The 14,962-nt window shown below is 73.6% G+C and carries 17 protein-coding genes and 1 pseudogene; 7 read left to right on the forward strand and 11 right to left on the reverse strand.

All coding sequences use genetic code 11. The annotated features are described in order from the left end of the window. The first annotated feature begins 144 nt into the window (after positions 1–144). Positions 145–1,803 (forward strand): glycosyl hydrolase family 18 protein, encoded by a 1,659-nt coding sequence (locus ACRWNP_RS01800; RefSeq protein ID WP_431959057.1) that lies wholly within the window; start codon positions 145–147, stop codon positions 1,801–1,803. Between the two features lie 77 nt (positions 1,804–1,880). Here ACRWNP_RS01800 and ACRWNP_RS01805 read toward each other — a convergent pair whose 3' ends face one another. Both ACRWNP_RS01805 and ACRWNP_RS01810 read right to left on the reverse strand, forming a co-directional pair. Next, positions 1,881–3,341, reverse strand: coding sequence for a cellulose binding domain-containing protein (locus tag ACRWNP_RS01805; RefSeq protein WP_431959058.1), 1,461 nt, complete (start codon positions 3,339–3,341; stop codon positions 1,881–1,883). Positions 3,342–3,512: 171 nt separating this feature from the next. After that, positions 3,513–3,773, reverse strand: coding sequence for a hypothetical protein (locus ACRWNP_RS01810; protein WP_431959059.1), 261 nt, complete (start codon positions 3,771–3,773; stop codon positions 3,513–3,515). Positions 3,774–3,782: 9 nt separating this feature from the next. On the opposite strand from ACRWNP_RS01810, the gene ACRWNP_RS01815 reads away from it, so the two are divergent. Further along, positions 3,783–3,932, forward strand: coding sequence for a hypothetical protein (locus tag ACRWNP_RS01815; protein ID WP_431959060.1), 150 nt, complete (start codon positions 3,783–3,785; stop codon positions 3,930–3,932). An 18-nt stretch (positions 3,933–3,950) separates the two neighbouring features. Here the strand turns inward: ACRWNP_RS01815 and ACRWNP_RS01820 are convergent, their stop codons facing one another. From ACRWNP_RS01820 to ACRWNP_RS01835, 4 genes and pseudogenes are all read right to left on the reverse strand, one after another. Beyond that, positions 3,951–4,712: an energy-coupling factor ABC transporter ATP-binding protein gene (locus ACRWNP_RS01820; RefSeq protein ID WP_431959061.1), complete on the reverse strand. Its 762-nt coding sequence runs from the start codon at positions 4,710–4,712 to the stop codon at positions 3,951–3,953. Further along, on the reverse strand, positions 4,700–5,461 hold the full coding sequence (gene cbiQ, locus ACRWNP_RS01825; RefSeq protein WP_431959062.1) for a cobalt ECF transporter T component CbiQ: 762 nt from the start codon (positions 5,459–5,461) through the stop codon (positions 4,700–4,702). The genes ACRWNP_RS01820 and cbiQ overlap by 13 nt, the downstream gene beginning before the upstream one ends. Position 5,462: 1 nt before the next feature. Then, positions 5,463–6,478, reverse strand: a pseudogene (locus tag ACRWNP_RS01830) (energy-coupling factor ABC transporter permease). A gap of 127 nt (positions 6,479–6,605) precedes the next feature. After that, complete coding sequence (locus ACRWNP_RS01835; protein WP_431959063.1) at positions 6,606–7,169, reverse strand: histidine phosphatase family protein; 564 nt, start codon at positions 7,167–7,169, stop codon at positions 6,606–6,608. Between the two features lie 297 nt (positions 7,170–7,466). Between ACRWNP_RS01835 and ACRWNP_RS01840 the strand changes: the two genes are divergently transcribed. Next, positions 7,467–7,688, forward strand: coding sequence for a CbtB domain-containing protein (locus ACRWNP_RS01840; RefSeq protein WP_431959064.1), 222 nt, complete (start codon positions 7,467–7,469; stop codon positions 7,686–7,688). A gap of 16 nt (positions 7,689–7,704) precedes the next feature. Beyond that, positions 7,705–8,472, forward strand: coding sequence for a CbtA family protein (locus tag ACRWNP_RS01845; RefSeq protein WP_431959065.1), 768 nt, complete (start codon positions 7,705–7,707; stop codon positions 8,470–8,472). A 254-nt stretch (positions 8,473–8,726) separates the two neighbouring features. On the opposite strand, the gene ACRWNP_RS01850 is transcribed toward ACRWNP_RS01845, so the two are convergent. From ACRWNP_RS01850 to ACRWNP_RS01865, 4 genes are read right to left on the reverse strand one after another with little or no spacing between them, the layout of a single operon-like run. Further along, positions 8,727–9,812, reverse strand: coding sequence for an ABC transporter ATP-binding protein (locus tag ACRWNP_RS01850; RefSeq protein WP_431959066.1), 1,086 nt, complete (start codon positions 9,810–9,812; stop codon positions 8,727–8,729). After that, positions 9,809–10,630: an ABC transporter permease gene (locus ACRWNP_RS01855; protein ID WP_431959228.1), complete on the reverse strand. Its 822-nt coding sequence runs from the start codon at positions 10,628–10,630 to the stop codon at positions 9,809–9,811. The genes ACRWNP_RS01850 and ACRWNP_RS01855 overlap by 4 nt, the downstream gene beginning before the upstream one ends. Before the next feature lie 29 nt (positions 10,631–10,659). Then, positions 10,660–11,487 carry a molybdate ABC transporter substrate-binding protein gene (gene modA, locus ACRWNP_RS01860; protein WP_431959067.1) on the reverse strand — a complete coding sequence of 276 codons (828 nt, stop codon included), beginning with the start codon at positions 11,485–11,487 and terminating at the stop codon, positions 10,660–10,662. After that, the gene (locus ACRWNP_RS01865) at positions 11,487–11,897 is read right to left on the reverse strand and encodes a TOBE domain-containing protein (RefSeq protein ID WP_431959068.1); all 411 of its coding nucleotides are present in this window, start codon (positions 11,895–11,897) and stop codon (positions 11,487–11,489) included. Before ACRWNP_RS01865 ends, modA begins: the two co-directional genes overlap by 1 nt. Before the next feature lie 558 nt (positions 11,898–12,455). Here ACRWNP_RS01865 and ACRWNP_RS01870 point away from each other — a divergent pair. The 3 genes from ACRWNP_RS01870 to ACRWNP_RS01880 all read left to right on the forward strand — a co-directional run bounded on the left by ACRWNP_RS01870 (position 12,456) and on the right by ACRWNP_RS01880 (position 14,546). Beyond that, a complete protein-coding gene (locus ACRWNP_RS01870) occupies positions 12,456–12,860 on the forward strand; it encodes a MazG nucleotide pyrophosphohydrolase domain-containing protein (protein ID WP_431959069.1) in 405 nt (134 codons plus the stop codon). 282 nt (positions 12,861–13,142) lie between these two features. Further along, positions 13,143–13,541, forward strand: a complete 399-nt coding sequence (locus ACRWNP_RS01875; RefSeq protein ID WP_431959070.1) for a DUF1992 domain-containing protein — start codon at positions 13,143–13,145, stop codon at positions 13,539–13,541. Positions 13,542–13,685: 144 nt separating this feature from the next. Beyond that, positions 13,686–14,546 carry a YhjD/YihY/BrkB family envelope integrity protein gene (locus tag ACRWNP_RS01880; protein ID WP_431959071.1) on the forward strand — a complete coding sequence of 287 codons (861 nt, stop codon included), beginning with the start codon at positions 13,686–13,688 and terminating at the stop codon, positions 14,544–14,546. Here ACRWNP_RS01880 and ACRWNP_RS01885 read toward each other — a convergent pair. Then, a complete protein-coding gene (locus ACRWNP_RS01885) occupies positions 14,516–14,941 on the reverse strand; it encodes a DUF7144 family membrane protein (protein WP_431959072.1) in 426 nt (141 codons plus the stop codon). The genes ACRWNP_RS01880 and ACRWNP_RS01885 overlap by 31 nt on opposite strands. Positions 14,942–14,962 lie beyond the last annotated feature (21 nt).

The following is a 14,962-nucleotide window of genomic DNA, read 5'->3' on the forward strand; positions in this document are numbered from 1 at the left end:
AGGGGCCCGGGATGGTCCAGACCTATTGACCATCTGGTCCAGACCTTTCTACCCTGCCAGGGAACTGTGGTGGGCATGACATGGAGTCAATCGCCCGCCAGGCGGCACTGGTTTCCCCGTCGGCCCCCACTCGAGGAGCACCCCTTGAGCACTGGAGACACCCCACTCACTCCACGCACCAGACGCATCAGGACCACAGCCGCCGCGGGACTCACCGCGCTGCTGCTCCCGTTCGCCGCGCTCGTCGGCCTGGCCACGCCGGCCCATGCCGCGGGTACCACCGCCACGTACACCAAGACCCAGGACTGGGGCACGGGGTTCGAGGGCAAGTGGACGATCACCAACAGCGGTTCCTCGTCCATCAGCAGCTGGACCGTCGAGTGGGACTTCCCCGCCGGCACGTCGGTGACCTCGGCGTGGGACGCCGACGTGACCGGCTCCGGCACCCACTGGACCGCCAGGAACAAGAGCTGGAACGGCACGCTGGCCCCGGGCGCCAGCATCAGCTTCGGCTTCAACGGCGCGGGTGGCGGCAGCCCGAGCGGCTGCAAGCTCAACGGCGGCTCCTGCACCGGCGGCGGTGACCCGACGCCCACGCCGACCCCCACTCCCACCCCGACCCCGACCCCGACCCCGACCCCGACGCCCACCCCGACCCCGACGCCGACCCCCACCGGCCCCGCGGGGAACAAGATCCGCCTCGGCTACTTCGCCGAGTGGGGCGTCTACGGCCGCAACTACCACGTCAAGAACCTCGTGACCTCCGGCTCGGCGAGCAAGCTGACCCACATCAACTACGCCTTCGGCAACGTCACCAACGGCCAGTGCGCGATCGGTGACTCCTACGCCGACTACGACAAGGCCTACACCGCCGACCAGAGCGTCGACGGCGTCGCCGACACCTGGGACACCGGCGCTCTGCGCGGCAGCTTCAACCAGCTGCGCAAGCTGAAGAAGCAGTACCCGAACATCAAGGTCCTCTGGTCGTTCGGCGGCTGGACCTGGTCCGGCGGCTTCGGCCAGGCGGCCGCCAACCCGACCGCCTTCGCCAACTCCTGCTACAACCTGGTCGAGGACCCGCGCTGGGCCGACGTCTTCGACGGCATCGACATCGACTGGGAGTACCCGAACGCCTGCGGTCTGTCCTGCGACACCAGCGGGGCCTCGTCCTTCAAGACCCTGATGTCCGCGCTGCGCGCCAGGTTCGGCTCCAACAACCTCGTCACGGCGGCCATCACCGCCGACGGCACCAACGGCGGCAAGATCGACGCCGCCGACTACGCGGGCGCCGCCCAGTACGTCGACTACTACAACGTGATGACGTACGACTACTTCGGCGCCTTCGACGCGGACGGCCCGACCGCCCCGCACTCCCCGCTCACCTCCTACAGCGGCATCCCGGTCGCCGGCTTCTACTCCGACGCGGCGATCCAGAAGCTGAAGAGCAAGGGCATCCCGTCGAACAAGCTCAACCTGGGCATCGGTTTCTACGGCCGCGGCTGGACCGGCGTCACCCAGTCCGCCCCGGGGGGCTCCGCGACCGGCGCCGCTCCGGGCACCTATGAGGCGGGCAACGAGGACTACAAGGTCCTCAAGAACACCTGCCCGGCCACCGGCACCGTCGCGGGCACCGCGTACGCGCACTGCGGCAACAACTGGTGGAGCTACGACACCCCGTCGACCATCGCGGGCAAGATGACCTACGTGAGGAACCAGGGCCTCGGCGGCGCGTTCTTCTGGGAGTTCAGCGGCGACACCAGCAACGGCGAGCTGATCACCGCGATCGACAACGGTCTCAGCTAGGCGTCAGGAGCAGGGCCGTACGGGCCGGAGGGGCGGGGTCGTGACCGCACCTCCGGCCCGGTCGCGTCCGGGACGCGTCAGCCGGTGGCGCAGGACGCGCCGTCGAGGGTGAAGCCCGAGGGCGGGGCGGAGACACCGGGCCGGGTGCCGACCAGCCCGAAGGTGACCGAGTCACCCGCCCGCAGCGACCGGTTGTAGTCCTTGGCCCGGGCGGTGACCGTTCCGCCGTGCTGGGAGAAGTCGGCGTCCCACATCTGCGTCACCCGCCGGCCGTCGGAGTACCTCCAGCCGAGCGTCCAGTCGCCGAGGTCCCTGCGGGTGGTCAGGGTGACGGCGGCCTGGAAGCCGTCGTACCACTGGTCGGTCACCTCGTAGGTGATCGTGCAGGACGGCGCGGGCCGCGCCGGGGCGTGGTGCGCGGGCGGCGCGGCTGAGGACGGCGCGCGACCGGCGGCGGGGATGGTGTGCTCGGCGGCGGAGGGCTCGATCTCCTCGGGGAACGGCGCGCTCTCGGCGGGCTCCGGTGCCCCGGAGGCACCGGACGCGCCCGGTGACGGCAGCGGGGGGAAACCGGGACCGTCCGGGGCGGCGCCGCCCTTGCCGCCCTGGGCCGTCGGCGCGGCCTGGGCGGACCTGGGGGCGGAGTCGTCGGCGGTGACCAGGGCCGTCAGGCAGATCACGGCGGCCAGTGCCGCGACCGCGCCGGCCACGGCCGCCCTGCCCCCGGGTATCCGGCTCCCCGCACGCGCGGCCCGCCGCGACGGTGGGGCCGGAACGGCACCACGGCCGGCCGCCCGGCGCCGGGCCGCCAGGTAGGCGGGGCCGGCCCAGCCCAGCACCCCCTCGGCCAGCGCCTCGGCAGGACCGCCGCCGAGCGGGGTCAGGCACATGGCCGCCCGCGCGCACTCGGCGCACCCGCGCAGGTGCCGGCGCAGGTCCTCGGGGGCCGCCTCGACGGGCATCCGGGTGGCCGCGTCCAGCAGCCGGGCGTAGCCCTGGCATGCGTCGGAGGGCGGTTCCTCCTGGTGGGCGCGGAGACAGCGGTCCCGGAAGCCCTCGCGGGCCCGGTCGGCCTCCCGTTCCGCGGCGGCGACGCCGACGCCCAGCGCGCGGGCGGTCACGGCCACGGGACGGCACTCGACCTCGGTGGACCACAGCAGTGCCGCGTCCGCCTCCGCCATGTCCCGCAGCCCACGCAGGGCCAGCGGCTCCGGGCGCGGTGTCCTGCCCCGGCGCGCGGCGCGTTCCGCGTTGAGCCAGATGCGGAACTCCGGCTGCAGGCTGTCCCCCTCGCCCCTGGCCTGCCAGTCCGCGGCGGTGTCCCGTACGGCGGTCAGCAGTCGCGGCAGTGTCGGCAGCCCGGGCGCGAACGCGTGGTCCATCGCGTCGGGCGCCTGGTCCAGGCCCCGGTCGAAGGCGTCGGCGGCCAGTCGTCCGCCGTCCTCGGGGGAGAGCGTGCACAACTGGGCGAAGCACAGCACTTCCGCCCAGTACTCGGACAGCGGGACGGCCTCGGGGACCGGGGCTGCGGCAGTCATCGGGCGGTGAACCAACCCTTCGGCGTCGGGAGGCGGCTGCGCCTGCGCCTGGTGGTGCGGGGAGCCTTTCACGCTTTCCACACAAGTAGCAAGGCGTGACTTCGTTTGCCGATGGGGTAGTTGGGGCGTGAGCGAGGATGTCCGCCGCTGCGCGGTCGTGAACGCCGGGGATCAGTCGCGGTGGACGAAGCGGGCGGCGACCGAGAGGACCGCGGCGCCCTTGATCACGCCCATCCGGTTCCACGTGAGGCCGACGCCGGCCCGGTCGACCTCCGCTTCGGCGGTGAGCCCGACGGCGTCGGCGCAGGAGGTCCCGACGTGGCCGGTGAGGGCGAGCGGGCGGGTGGTGCGGCGGACGGTCGGCTGCCTTCGACGGAGAGGGTGCCGTCGTCGGCGGCGGCGGTGACCCGGTGGGCGGTGCTGACCGGACAAGGCCCACGGGTGGCGATGACGGCGGCCCTCACGCCGGCCGACGCGCTGCGCGACCGCGTGGTCGGGCCCTTCGGCGGCGCGGAGCGCTTCTACGCCCTCACGGGCGCGCTCACCGCCGTCGACCCGGAGCCGCCGTCGCGGCCCCCGTGCGGAGGCTGAGGCTCGGGCCCTGAGGGCTCAGGCCCGGACGGTGACCGAGCGGGGGTCGAAGCCGTAGGGCAGCTCGAGGCGGTGGGCGCGCATCAGCGCGTCGTCCGACAGAAGCTCCTGGGTGCGGCCGTCGGCCACGACGGTGCCGCCGCTGAGGACGACCGAGCGCGGGCACAGCTCCAGGGCGTAGGGCAGGTCGTGGGTGACCATCAGGACCGTGACGTCCAGCGAGCGCAGGATGTCGGCGAGTTCGCGGCGGGAGGCGGGGTCCAGGTTGGAGGAGGGCTCGTCCAGGACGAGGATCTCCGGCTCCATGGCGAGGACGGTCGCCACCGCCACACGGCGCCGCTGGCCGAACGAGAGGTGGTGCGGGGGCCGGTCGGCGAACTCCGCCATGCCGACCCGCTCCAGCGCCTTGCGGACGCAGGCCTCCAGCTCGGCGCCGCGCAGACCCGCCGCGGCCGGGCCGAAGGCGACGTCCTCGCGGACGGTGGGCATGAAGAGCTGGTCGTCCGGGTCCTGGAAGACGATGCCGACCCGGCGCCTGACCTCGGCCACGTTCCTGCGGTCGCCGACCGGGAGTCCGGCGACAACCACGGAGCCGACGCCGGCCTCGAGGATGCCGTTGAGGTGCAGTACGAGGGTGGTCTTGCCCGCGCCGTTGGGGCCGAGCAGGGCGACCCGCTCGCCGCGCGCGATGGTCAGATCGACGCCGAACAGCGCCTGGTGGCCGTCGGGGTAGGCGTAGGCGAGGCCCTTGACCTCGAGCGAAGGTGTCACAGGAACCATCCCATCAGGCAGACCAGCAGCGCGGCGGCCGGGAGCGCGGCGGCGTACGACCACTGGGCGCGTGAGGCCGTCACCTCGTCGATCACCGGCATGCTGCCGGCGTAGCCGCGGCTGACCATGGCCAGGTGGACGCGTTCGCCGCGTTCGTAGGAGCGGATGAACAGGGCACCCGCGGACTTGGCGAGCACGCCCCAGTGGCGCGGGCCGCGCGCCTCGAAGCCGCGCGAGACGCGGGCGACGCGCATCCGGCGCATCTCGTCGGTGATGACGTCCCCGTACCGGATCATGAAGGAGGCGATCTGCACCAGCAGCGCCGGCAGCCGCAACCGCTGCAGGCCGAGGAGGAGTTCGCGCAGCTCCGTGGTGGAGGCCAGCAGCACGGAGGCCGCGACGCCGAGGGTGCCCTTGGCCAGGATGTTCCAGGCGCCCCACAGGCCGTTCACGCTGAGGGACACGCCCAGCACCTCGGTGCGCGGTCCCTCGGCGACGAACGGCATGAGGAAGGCGAAGGCGACGAAGGGCACCTCGATCAGCAGCCGCCGCAGCAGGAATCCGGCCGGGACGCGCGCCACGACGGCCACCGTGGCCAGCAGCACCGCGTACAGGCCGAAGGCCCACATCGCGGTGCGCGGGGTGGAGACCACCACCAGGACGAAGCAGAAGACCGCGGCGATCTTGCACTGCGGGGGCAGCGCGTGCACCGGTGAGTGGCCGTGCCGGTAGAGCCGGTGGGCGTGTCCCGCGCCCACGCTAGGCCTTGTCCGTCTGCGGGCGGCGGCGGACGACCCAGAAGACGCCGGTGCCGAGCACGAGGGTGGCGCCGACGCCGATCACACCGGCGAGTCCGCCGGAGAGCCGGGCGTTGCCGACGTCCTTGGTCCGGTAGTCCGCCAGCGGGGAGTCCTTGGCCGCGTGGTCCTCGGCCCTCTTGTCGATGCCGTGGTCCGCGGCGACCTTCTCCAGGCCGTCCGGGCTGGACGAGGCGTAGTAGCTGACGAACCCGGCGAGCACCAGGGCGGCGATCAGTCCGGCGATCCACAGCGGCCGTACGCCGCCGCGCCTGGGGGTGTCGGTCACGGCCGCCATCAGACGGTCGCCTCCTTGAGTTCCAGCGGGCGGCGCAGGTCACGGGCGCCGTGGACGAGGTCGGGGCGGACGGCGGCGACGGCGCCCACCGTCGCCGCGGTGATCACCGCCTCGCCGACGCCGATCAGGACGTGCACGCCGACCATCGCGGTGAAGACCTTGCCGAGCGAGACGTCGGTCGTCCCGCCCAGCGCGTAGATCCCGGTGAAGGCGACCGCCGCCGCGGGGACGGAGAGCAGGGCCGCGACGAAGGCCGCGCCCGTCACCCCGCCGCGCCCGCGTGGCAGCACCTTGACCAGCCCGCGGAAGACGGCGTAGGCGACGACCACGGTCACGACCGCCATGTCGGTGATGTTCACGCCCAGGGCGGTCAGGCCGCCGTCGGCGAAGAGCACACCCTGGATGAGCAGCACCACGGACACGCACAGCACCCCGGTGTACGGGCCGACGAGTATCGCCGCGAGCGCGCCGCCGAGGAGGTGGCCGCTGGTGCCCGCGGCCACCGGGAAGTTGAGCATCTGGACGGCGAAGATGAACGCCGAGACGAGTCCGGCCAGCGGCGCGGTGCGCTCGTCCAGTTCGCGCCGCGCACCGCGCAGGCTCACCGCCACGGCTGCGGCCGCGACGGCACCGGTCGCCACCGACACCGGCGCGTCGATGAATCCGTCGGGTACATGCATGAGGGGAGCTCCAGGTCGGGTCCGGTGCGGGACCGGTCGCGTCAGGTCGGCGAAGTCGAACGCTCAATCATAGGCCCTTATTGCGATCGATTCGCAAGAGCCTACCGACTGCTGGAGCGCACCCTGCTCAGCCCAGTGGGCGTCCCGCCCGCAGGTTCCAGCGTCCGGACCGTCCACTGAATTCCGTCGCTGTCAGCGGGGGCACGTCGATCCGCCAGAAGGCCGCCTCGGGCGTGCCCAGTGCCCGTACCGCGCAGGCCCGGACGATCTCCGGCTCGACGACGGCGAGCACCCGGCCAGGCGTCGCGGCGAGCCCGTCGAGCCAGGCACCGGCCCGGGCGCACAGTTCGCGCAGCGACTCGGCGTCGTGCGGCGCGGCGTCCGGGTCGCAGAGCCAGGCGGCGACGGCCTCCGGCTCCTCGGCGCTCACCTCGGCCAGGGTGCGTCCCCGCCAGCGGCCCAGCGCCCACCCCGCGGGCGCCGTCTCCTCGGCGATGAGACCGAGCGCCCCGGCGGTCGCCCGGCAGCGCGCCGTGGGCGAGACGGGCACCGGTCCCGCGGAGGGCAGGGAACCGGCCAACGCACGGGCGGCGCCGAGGGCGTGCTCGTCCGGCGGCACGTCGTCGTCGAAACGCGCCTCGCGCAACGCCGCGTTCACCACCGGTGAGATCAACATCACCCGGGTCGTCATGCACCCTCCTCGCCCTCCGGCGACCCCGCGTGATCGCCGACATCCCTTTCACCCCCGGCCGGTCGGTCGCACGGGAGCGACGCCCGCGCATACCGGGGCGCACACGTGCGCCCTTGGCCGGATCACCGGTTCGCGGTACCGTCACGACGACATTCACGACGACACGGCGGAAGTCCGGTGCAAATCCGGCACGGTCGCGCCACTGTAAGCCCAGCCCAGCGCCAGGCGAGTCAGACCCGCAGTCGTCCGACGAAGCTCCACCGACCGGGACGCGAGTTCCCACCAGGAGGTCATGCCATGGCGCAGTCCGCCGCCCCGCCGGCCGTTGCCCCTTCCGCCGCCCCCGTGACGCTGCCGATCAGGGCGATCCTGCCCTGGGCGGTCTTCTTCGGCGTCCTGATGCTGGTGCTGCTCTACTTCGTGGGCGCCGAGCAGGGGGCCACATCCCTCCTGTCCGGTGGACACGTCCACGAGTGGCTGCACGACGGGCGCCATCTGCTCGGCTTCCCCTGCCACTGACCGGGGCGCCGCACCGATGAACCCCGTCAACTCCGTCACCGTCAGGCGACTGCTGGTGCGGGGCATGCTGGCCGGCCTCGCCGCCGGCGCGCTCGCTCTGGTCGTCGCCTACCTGCTGGGCGAGTCCCGGGTCGACGCCGCCATCGCGTTCGAGGAGTCGCACGCGCATGGGCACGGCGGCGCCGAACCGGTCAGCCGCGCCCTGCAGTCCACGGCCGGTCTGGCCACCGGCCTGCTCGTGTACGGCGTGGCGCTGGGCGGCATCGCCGCCCTCGCCTACTGCTTCGCCCTCGGGCGGATCGGCCGCGTCGGCCCGCGTCCGACGGCGATGCTGCTGTCGGCCGCGGCGCTGGTCGCGATCCACGTCGTGCCCTTCCTGAAGTACCCGGCCAACCCGCCGGCCGTCGGCGACCCCGGCACCATCGGCGAACGCACCACGCTGTACTTCCTGATGATGCTGCTCAGCGTGCTGCTCGTGGTCGCCGCCGTGATCCTCGGCAAGCGCCTCGCGCCGCGCCTGGGCAACTGGTACGCGACGGTGGCCTCGGGTGCCTTCCTCGTCCTGACCGTGGGGCTCGCGTACGCGTTCCTGCCCGGGATCAACGAGGTGCCGGAGCACTTCCCGGCGGCGCTGCTGTGGCAGTTCCGCCTGGCGGCGCTGGCGATCCAGCTGACGCTGTGGACCTCCTTCGGGCTGGTCTTCGGCCACCTGGCCGGACGCCTGCTGGAACCGGCCGCGTCCACCGCGCGGCGCGGCACCGTGGGCGCGGGTACGGCGGCCTAGGTGTATTGCCCGGTGAGGTTGGGGACGTGGATGTGGCGGGCCCGGAAGCGGTCCGGCAGCGAGGCGAGCGGGCCGAACTTGACCATGTCCAGCGCGCCCGGGCCCGCCATCGATGCCGAGCAGCAGCCCCGCCTGCGGACTGCGCGCGAGGTGGTGCCCGGTGTCATGGATCCGGGCGGGGTGCCGCGGGAGCCTCTTGGCGTCCTCTTGCCGCCGGGCGGCGCGCTCCTGACGCCGTCCTGACCCGTCAGGGTTCAGGCCGGATAGGCGTGTGTCTGGGCCGCCTTGACGGTGGCCCACACCCCGGCGCCGGGGTGCAGCCCGAGTTCGGCGGTGGCCGCCGTGGTGAGGTCGGCGGCGAGCGGGAGTTCGCCGGTGACGTCCACGCGGATCTGGTCCCCGTGCGACTCCAGGCCCGCGACCCGGCCCTGCCACAGGTTGCGGGCGCTGGAGCCGGTGGGGCGGTCCCGGTGGAGGGTGACGGCCCCGGGCGGGAAGGCCACGAAGACGGGGCCGGACAGCTCCTCGGTGGTGGTGATGGCCGGTCCGCCGTCGATTCGTACGGTGTGCCCCTCGGCCCGGCCCCGGTAGAGGTTGAGCCCGACGAGGTGGGCGATGTAGTCGGTGCGCGGGCGGCGGGCGATCTCGGCGGGGGTGCCCTCCTGCGCGGAGCCGCCGTGCTCGATGACGACCAGCCGGTCGGCCAGCACCATGGCGTCCAGCGGGTCGTGCGTGACCAGGACGGCCACCGCCTCGAAGTCGGCCAGGTGGCGCCGGAGCCGGGAGCGGACCTCCAGGCGGGTGCGGGCGTCGAGCGCGGCCAGCGGCTCGTCCAGGAGCAGCAGCCGCGGCCGGATGGCCAGCGCCCGGGCGAGGGCGACGCGCTGCGCCTGGCCGCCGGAGAGCCGGCGGGGCCGCGCGGCGGCGTGCTCGGCCAGGCCCATGCGCTCCAGCCACGCGGCGGCCTCGGCGCGGGCCCGTGCCTTCGGCACGCCGTGGCAGCGCGGGCCGAAGGCGATGTTGTCCAGCGCGGACAGGTGCGGGAAGAGCAGGTAGTCCTGGAAGACGACGCCGACCGGGCGGGTCTCGGGGGGTGTGCCGTCCAGGGCGGCGCCGTCCAGCCGCAGGTGGCCGGCCGTGAGTGGGGTCAGCCCGGCCAGGGCCCGCAGCGCGGTGGTCTTGCCCGCGCCGTTGGGCCCGAGCAGGGCGAGCACCTCGCCGGGCGCGGCGCTGAGCGTCACATCGAGACGGAAGGCGCCGCGGTCCACGACCAGCCGGGCGTCCAGGCCCTCCGGGGCCGGGCCGCCGGTGGTCGCCGGTGCTTTGTCCAGGGAGGTCATGGCGTGGTCATCCAGCGGTCGCGCAGCCCGGCGAGGACCGCGATCGAGACGGCGAGCAGCACCAGGCTGAGCGCGATGGCGGCGGCCGGGTCGCTCTGCAGGGCGAGGTAGACGGCGAGCGGCATCGTCTGCGTACGGCCGGGGAAGTTGCCCGCGAAGGTGATGGTGGCGCCGAACTCGCCGAGCGCCCGTGCCCAGGCCAGGACGGCCCCGGCGGCGATGCCCGGGGCGATCAGCGGCAGCGTCACCCGGCGGAAGGCGGTGAAGCGGGAGGCGCCGAGGGTGGTGGCGGCCTCCTCGTAGCGCGGGTCGGCGGCCCGCAGGGTGCCCTCGACGCTGATGACCAGGAACGGCATCGCGACGAAGGCCTCCGCGACGACGACGCCCGCCGTGGTGAAGGGCAGCGTCACCCCGAACCACTGGTCCAGCCACCGCCCGGCGATGCCGTTGCGGCCCAGCGCCAGGAGCAGCGCCACACCGCCCACCACGGGCGGCAGCACCAGGGGCAGCGTCACCAGGGCGCGCACCAGCCGGCGCCCGGGGAACTCGGTGCGGGCCAGCAGCCAGGCCAGGGGCACGCCCAGCACCAGGGCCACCGCGGTGGCGAGGGTGGCGCAGATCAGGGAGAGCCGCAGCGCCTGCCACACCCCGGGGCTGGTGAGCTGCGCGGGCAGTTCGCTCCACGGGGTGCGGATCAGCAGCCCGGCGAGCGGCAGTACGAGGAAGACGAGACCGAGCAGGGCGGGCAGCAGCAGCGGCAGGGGCACCGGGGAACGGTGTCCCTGCCGGCGGCCGGCGCGGCGCGGCCGGGACTGCAGGAAGTCGGGCGCGCGGCTGCTGTGGTCGTTCACGGGTTCAGGAAGCCGGTCTCGGTCAGCACCTTCTTGCCCTCGTCGGACCGGACGAGGGCGATGAAGGCATTGGCGGGCCCGGCGTTGGGCGCGTCCTTGAGCAGGACGATCGGGTAGTCGTTGACGGCACCGGCGGACTCGGGGAACTCCACGCCCTCCACCTTGCCGGCGGCCGCCTCGACGTCCGTCTTGTAGACCACGGAGGCGTCGACCTCCTTCAGTTCCACCTTCGTCAGGGCGCTCTTGACGTCCTGCTCGTAGGAGACCGGGGTGAGTCTCAGGCCGGCGCCGTCCAGCGCCTTCCGCGCCGCGGCGCCGCAGGGCACCTCCTTGGCGCACAGGGCGACCTTGATCCCGGACTTGGTGAGGTCCTTGAGGGACGAGACGTCCTTGGGGTTGCCCGGGACGACCGCGATCTCCAGCTGGTTGCGCGCGAAGGTCGCGGGCTCGCCGGCCGCGGCCTTGGCGTCGGTGACGATCTGCATGGTCTTGGGGGAGGCGGCGGCGAAGACGTCGGCGGGGGCGCCGGAGGTGATGCCGGCGGCGAGCGCGTCGCTGCCGCCGAAGTTGAAGGTGACCTTGGTATCGGGGTGGGCCGCCTCGAACTCCTTGCCCAGTTCGGTGAAGCTCTCCTTGAGGGAGGCGGCGGCGAAGACGGTGACCGTGCCCTTCAGGTCGCCCGCGGAGGACGCGCCCGCCGGGGGCGAGGACGGCGCGGAGGCCCCGGCGGAGCCGTCCGAGGACGAACAGGCGCTGAGGGCCAGCAGTACCGCGATTGCTCCGACGGCCGGCTGAAGGGTCCGGCGGAGCGTGGGAAGGGTCATCACAGGGCGGCTCCTCCCAGTCTCTGCGGTCTCTCGACGACCACGTTGGTCGACTTGATGACGGCGACCGCCGGGACGCCGGGCTCGAGCTTCAGCTCCTCGGCCGACTCACGGCTGATCATGGACACCACGCGGAACGGGCCGGCCTGGATCTCCACCTGCGCGGAGACGTCGCCGAGGAGCACCTCGGTGACGATGCCCGCGAAGCGGTTTCGGGCGGAGGAGCCGGTGCGCTCGCGTTCGGTGCGGTTGAACTCCCGGGCGAAGGAGGCCAGATCGGGGCCCTCGATGATGCGCCGGCCCTGCTCGTCGCGCTCCGCCCGCAGCCGCCCGGCGTCGACCCAGCGCCTGAGGGTGTCGGCGCTCACGCCCATCAATGCGGCTGCCTCGCCGATCCGGTAGGTGTGCATGACTCGATCATAGTGACGCGGATGCGAGGGGGAAGCCCCTCGCCGGATTGCACCAGCCGTAAAATGTGACGTGACAGGTCGCATGTGCGGTTCTCTGGCCGCCGTCCACGGGCACGGTGACCGGGGGAGGTGGAAGCCCGTGACGTGGTTCCCGCGCCGCCGCCGGAGCTCGCCGGCTTCACCTTGGGCGGCGACCTGGCCCGCCCGGCCCCGCTCACCGTGGCCGGCCTCCTGTGCGCCTGCCCCAACGCACGGCGCGGGTCGGCTTCGAGTGCCGGACCAGCGGCGTGCAGCACCGCCGTTTCGAGGGTGCCCGTTGCTTCACGAGGTGCTGTGCTCGGCCGGCCCGGCCGGGGCGCCGCCGCCGTGACCGGGGCGGACGGGCACCACGCGCTGCCGTCCTGGGCCGAGATCGCCCCGGACTTCGGGCAGGCCCATGTGCCGCTGTGCGGCCCGGCACATCGGCGCCGTCACCGCCATCCGCGTGGACGGGGAGTACGGCGGCGGGCCGGTGGCCGACGGCGACGGGGGGCTCCGAGCGGTACTACGATCGACGGAATGCGACCCTCCCCCGCCGGCCTGGTCCGTGAGTTCCACACCGCCTTCGGCCTCGACGTCCGCCCCCGCCCGACCGAGATCACGCCCGAGCACGCGGCGCACCGCCAGGACCTGCTCGCCGAGGAGGTCGCCGAGGTCGCCGAGGCCTCCGAGACCGGCCCCCTGGACCACCTCGCGCACGAACTGGCCGACGTGGTCTACGTCGCGTACGGCACCGCGCTGGTGCACGGCATCGACCTGGACGAGGTCATCGCGGAGATCCACCGTGCCAACATGAGCAAGCTCGGCCCTGACGGCCTGCCCACCCTGCGGGCCGACGGCAAGGTCCTCAAGGGCGAGCACTACCGGGCACCGGACGTCGCGGCGGTGCTGCGCGCCCAGGGCTGGACGCCCGCCGGGGAGTGACGCGGCGGCGCGGCGTGTGCGACCGTGAGCCATGCCGCTTCGCCAACCGGAGCACCTGGTGGCCCTCGCCAGGGAACGGCACGTCGCCCGCGTCGCCCGCGTCGCCCGCGCCGCCGGCGCCTGCCGCGCCGGCTGGAGGGCAGGCCGATCCGCGACGCGTACCTGATCGTCGCGGGCGGAGCACTGGCGGGCGCGGGGGCGCACTCGTACTCCGTCAGCGGTTGATCCGCCCGGCTGCCGGCCCCTCCCGTCCCGGTGGGGAGGGGAGGGAGAATCGATGCCATGACGGAGCGCAAGCCACCGGGCGTCCCCTTCGAGACCTGGGTCGACAAGCAGATCCGGGAGGCGGCGGAGCGCGGCGCCTTCGACAACCTGCCGGGGGCCGGGAAGCCGCTGGCGGGACTGGACCGGCCGTACGACGAGCTGTGGTGGATCAGGGAGAAGATGGCCCGCGAGGGGCTGTCCCACCTCCCGGCGAGCCTCAGGCTGCGCAAGGAGGTGGAGGACGCGATGGACGCCGCCTCCCGAGCCCCCTGCGAACCCGAGGTGCGCCGCATCGTCGAGGAGGTCAACGAGAAGATCCGTGCGGGCATCCGCACGCCCATGGACGGCCCGCCGTTCAGCCTCGTCCCGTACGACGTGGAGGACGTCGTCGCGCGGTGGCGCGCGGAGCGGGCCTGATCGCTCGCCCCGGGCGCTGACCCGGTCCCGGTTGCGGGGCCCGGAGGGCTGAAAAATAGTCGGACTGTGAAAGGGCGGCCACGGGTCAGCATCCCGGAGGGGCTCCGTGCGCGGTTCACGGACCTGCCTGGACGGGCGCGCGCCGTGCGGTCCGACGCGGAGCGGCGGTTCCCCATTCTCACCCGGCTCGCCGCCCGGCTGCTGAGCGTCAACGTGCTGGACGCGGCCACCCGGTTGGCCGCCCAGGCCTTTCTGACCGCCGTGCCGCTGCTGTTCGTCGTCGCGTCCTTCGCGCCGGAGGGCGTGCGCGAGGAGATGCTCGACTCGCTGGTGCGGGTGCTGGGGCTCTCCGGCCCCTCCCGCGAACAACTGCGCTCGGTCTACGAGTCCGATCCCGGGAACCTGCGGCAGACGGTGGGGGTGGTGGGCACCCTGATGACCCTGCTGTCGGCGACGGCCTGCAGCCGGGCGATGCAGCGGGTGTGCGAACGCGCCTGGCACCTGCCGAGGTCGGCGGCACGGATCGCGGCCTGGCGCTGGTTCGCCTGGGTGTGTGCGGCGCTGGTCTACCTGGTGCTCCAGGGGCCGCTGCGGGACGGCTTCGGCGCCGGCCGCTGGGTCGGCGTCCCGCTGTCGCTGGTGAGCGCGGTGGGGCTCTGGTGGTGGACCCAGCATCTGCTGCTGGGTGGGCGGATCGGGTGGCGGCCGCTGCTGCCGGGGGCGCTGCTCACCGCGGTGCTCCTGGAGGCGGCCCTCTTCGCCGCGCCGCTGTACGTGCCGACGGCGCTCAACCGCAGCATGCGGGCGTACGGCTCGCTGGGCTCGGTGTTCACCCTGCTGTCCGGGCTGATCGCGCTCTGCGTCGTGGCGACCGTGTGCCTGACGGTGGGGGCGGTGTTCCACGGCGACCGGCCCGCGGACGAGGCCGCGCCCACCGGGTCCGGCCCGCCGGGGGAGGGCCGGGCGGGCGGCGGTCAGGCGGCGGGTGAGCGCTCCGGCCGGTAGTGGGCGAGTGCCCAGATGATGAAGATGTCGAGCGCGATCAGGATGATCGACCAGAACGGCAGGTAGGGCAGGTAGAGGAAGCTCACGATGATGCCCAGGCCCGCCAGGACGACACCCGTGATGCGGGACCAGAGCGCGGCGCCGCTGAGGAGCCCGGTGCCCGTGATGACCAGGAGCACGCCGAGGACCAGGTGGATCCATCCCCACGCGGTCAGGTTGAACTTGTAGACGTAGTTGCCGATCCGCGCGTACACGTTGTCCGCGGCGATCCCCGAGATGCCCTGGAAGATGGCCAGGACGCCGTCGACGAGCAACAGGACGCCGGCGAAGGTGACGCCGCCGTACGCCCACGCGTTGCGGTTGCCGCTCTTGGGTGTGCTGCCGGTGGCTGCCATGGCTGCCTCCTCGCGGTGATG

The sequence above is a fragment of the Actinacidiphila sp. bgisy160 genome, from assembly GCF_965342435.1.
GTDB lineage: Bacteria > Actinomycetota > Actinomycetes > Streptomycetales > Streptomycetaceae > Actinacidiphila.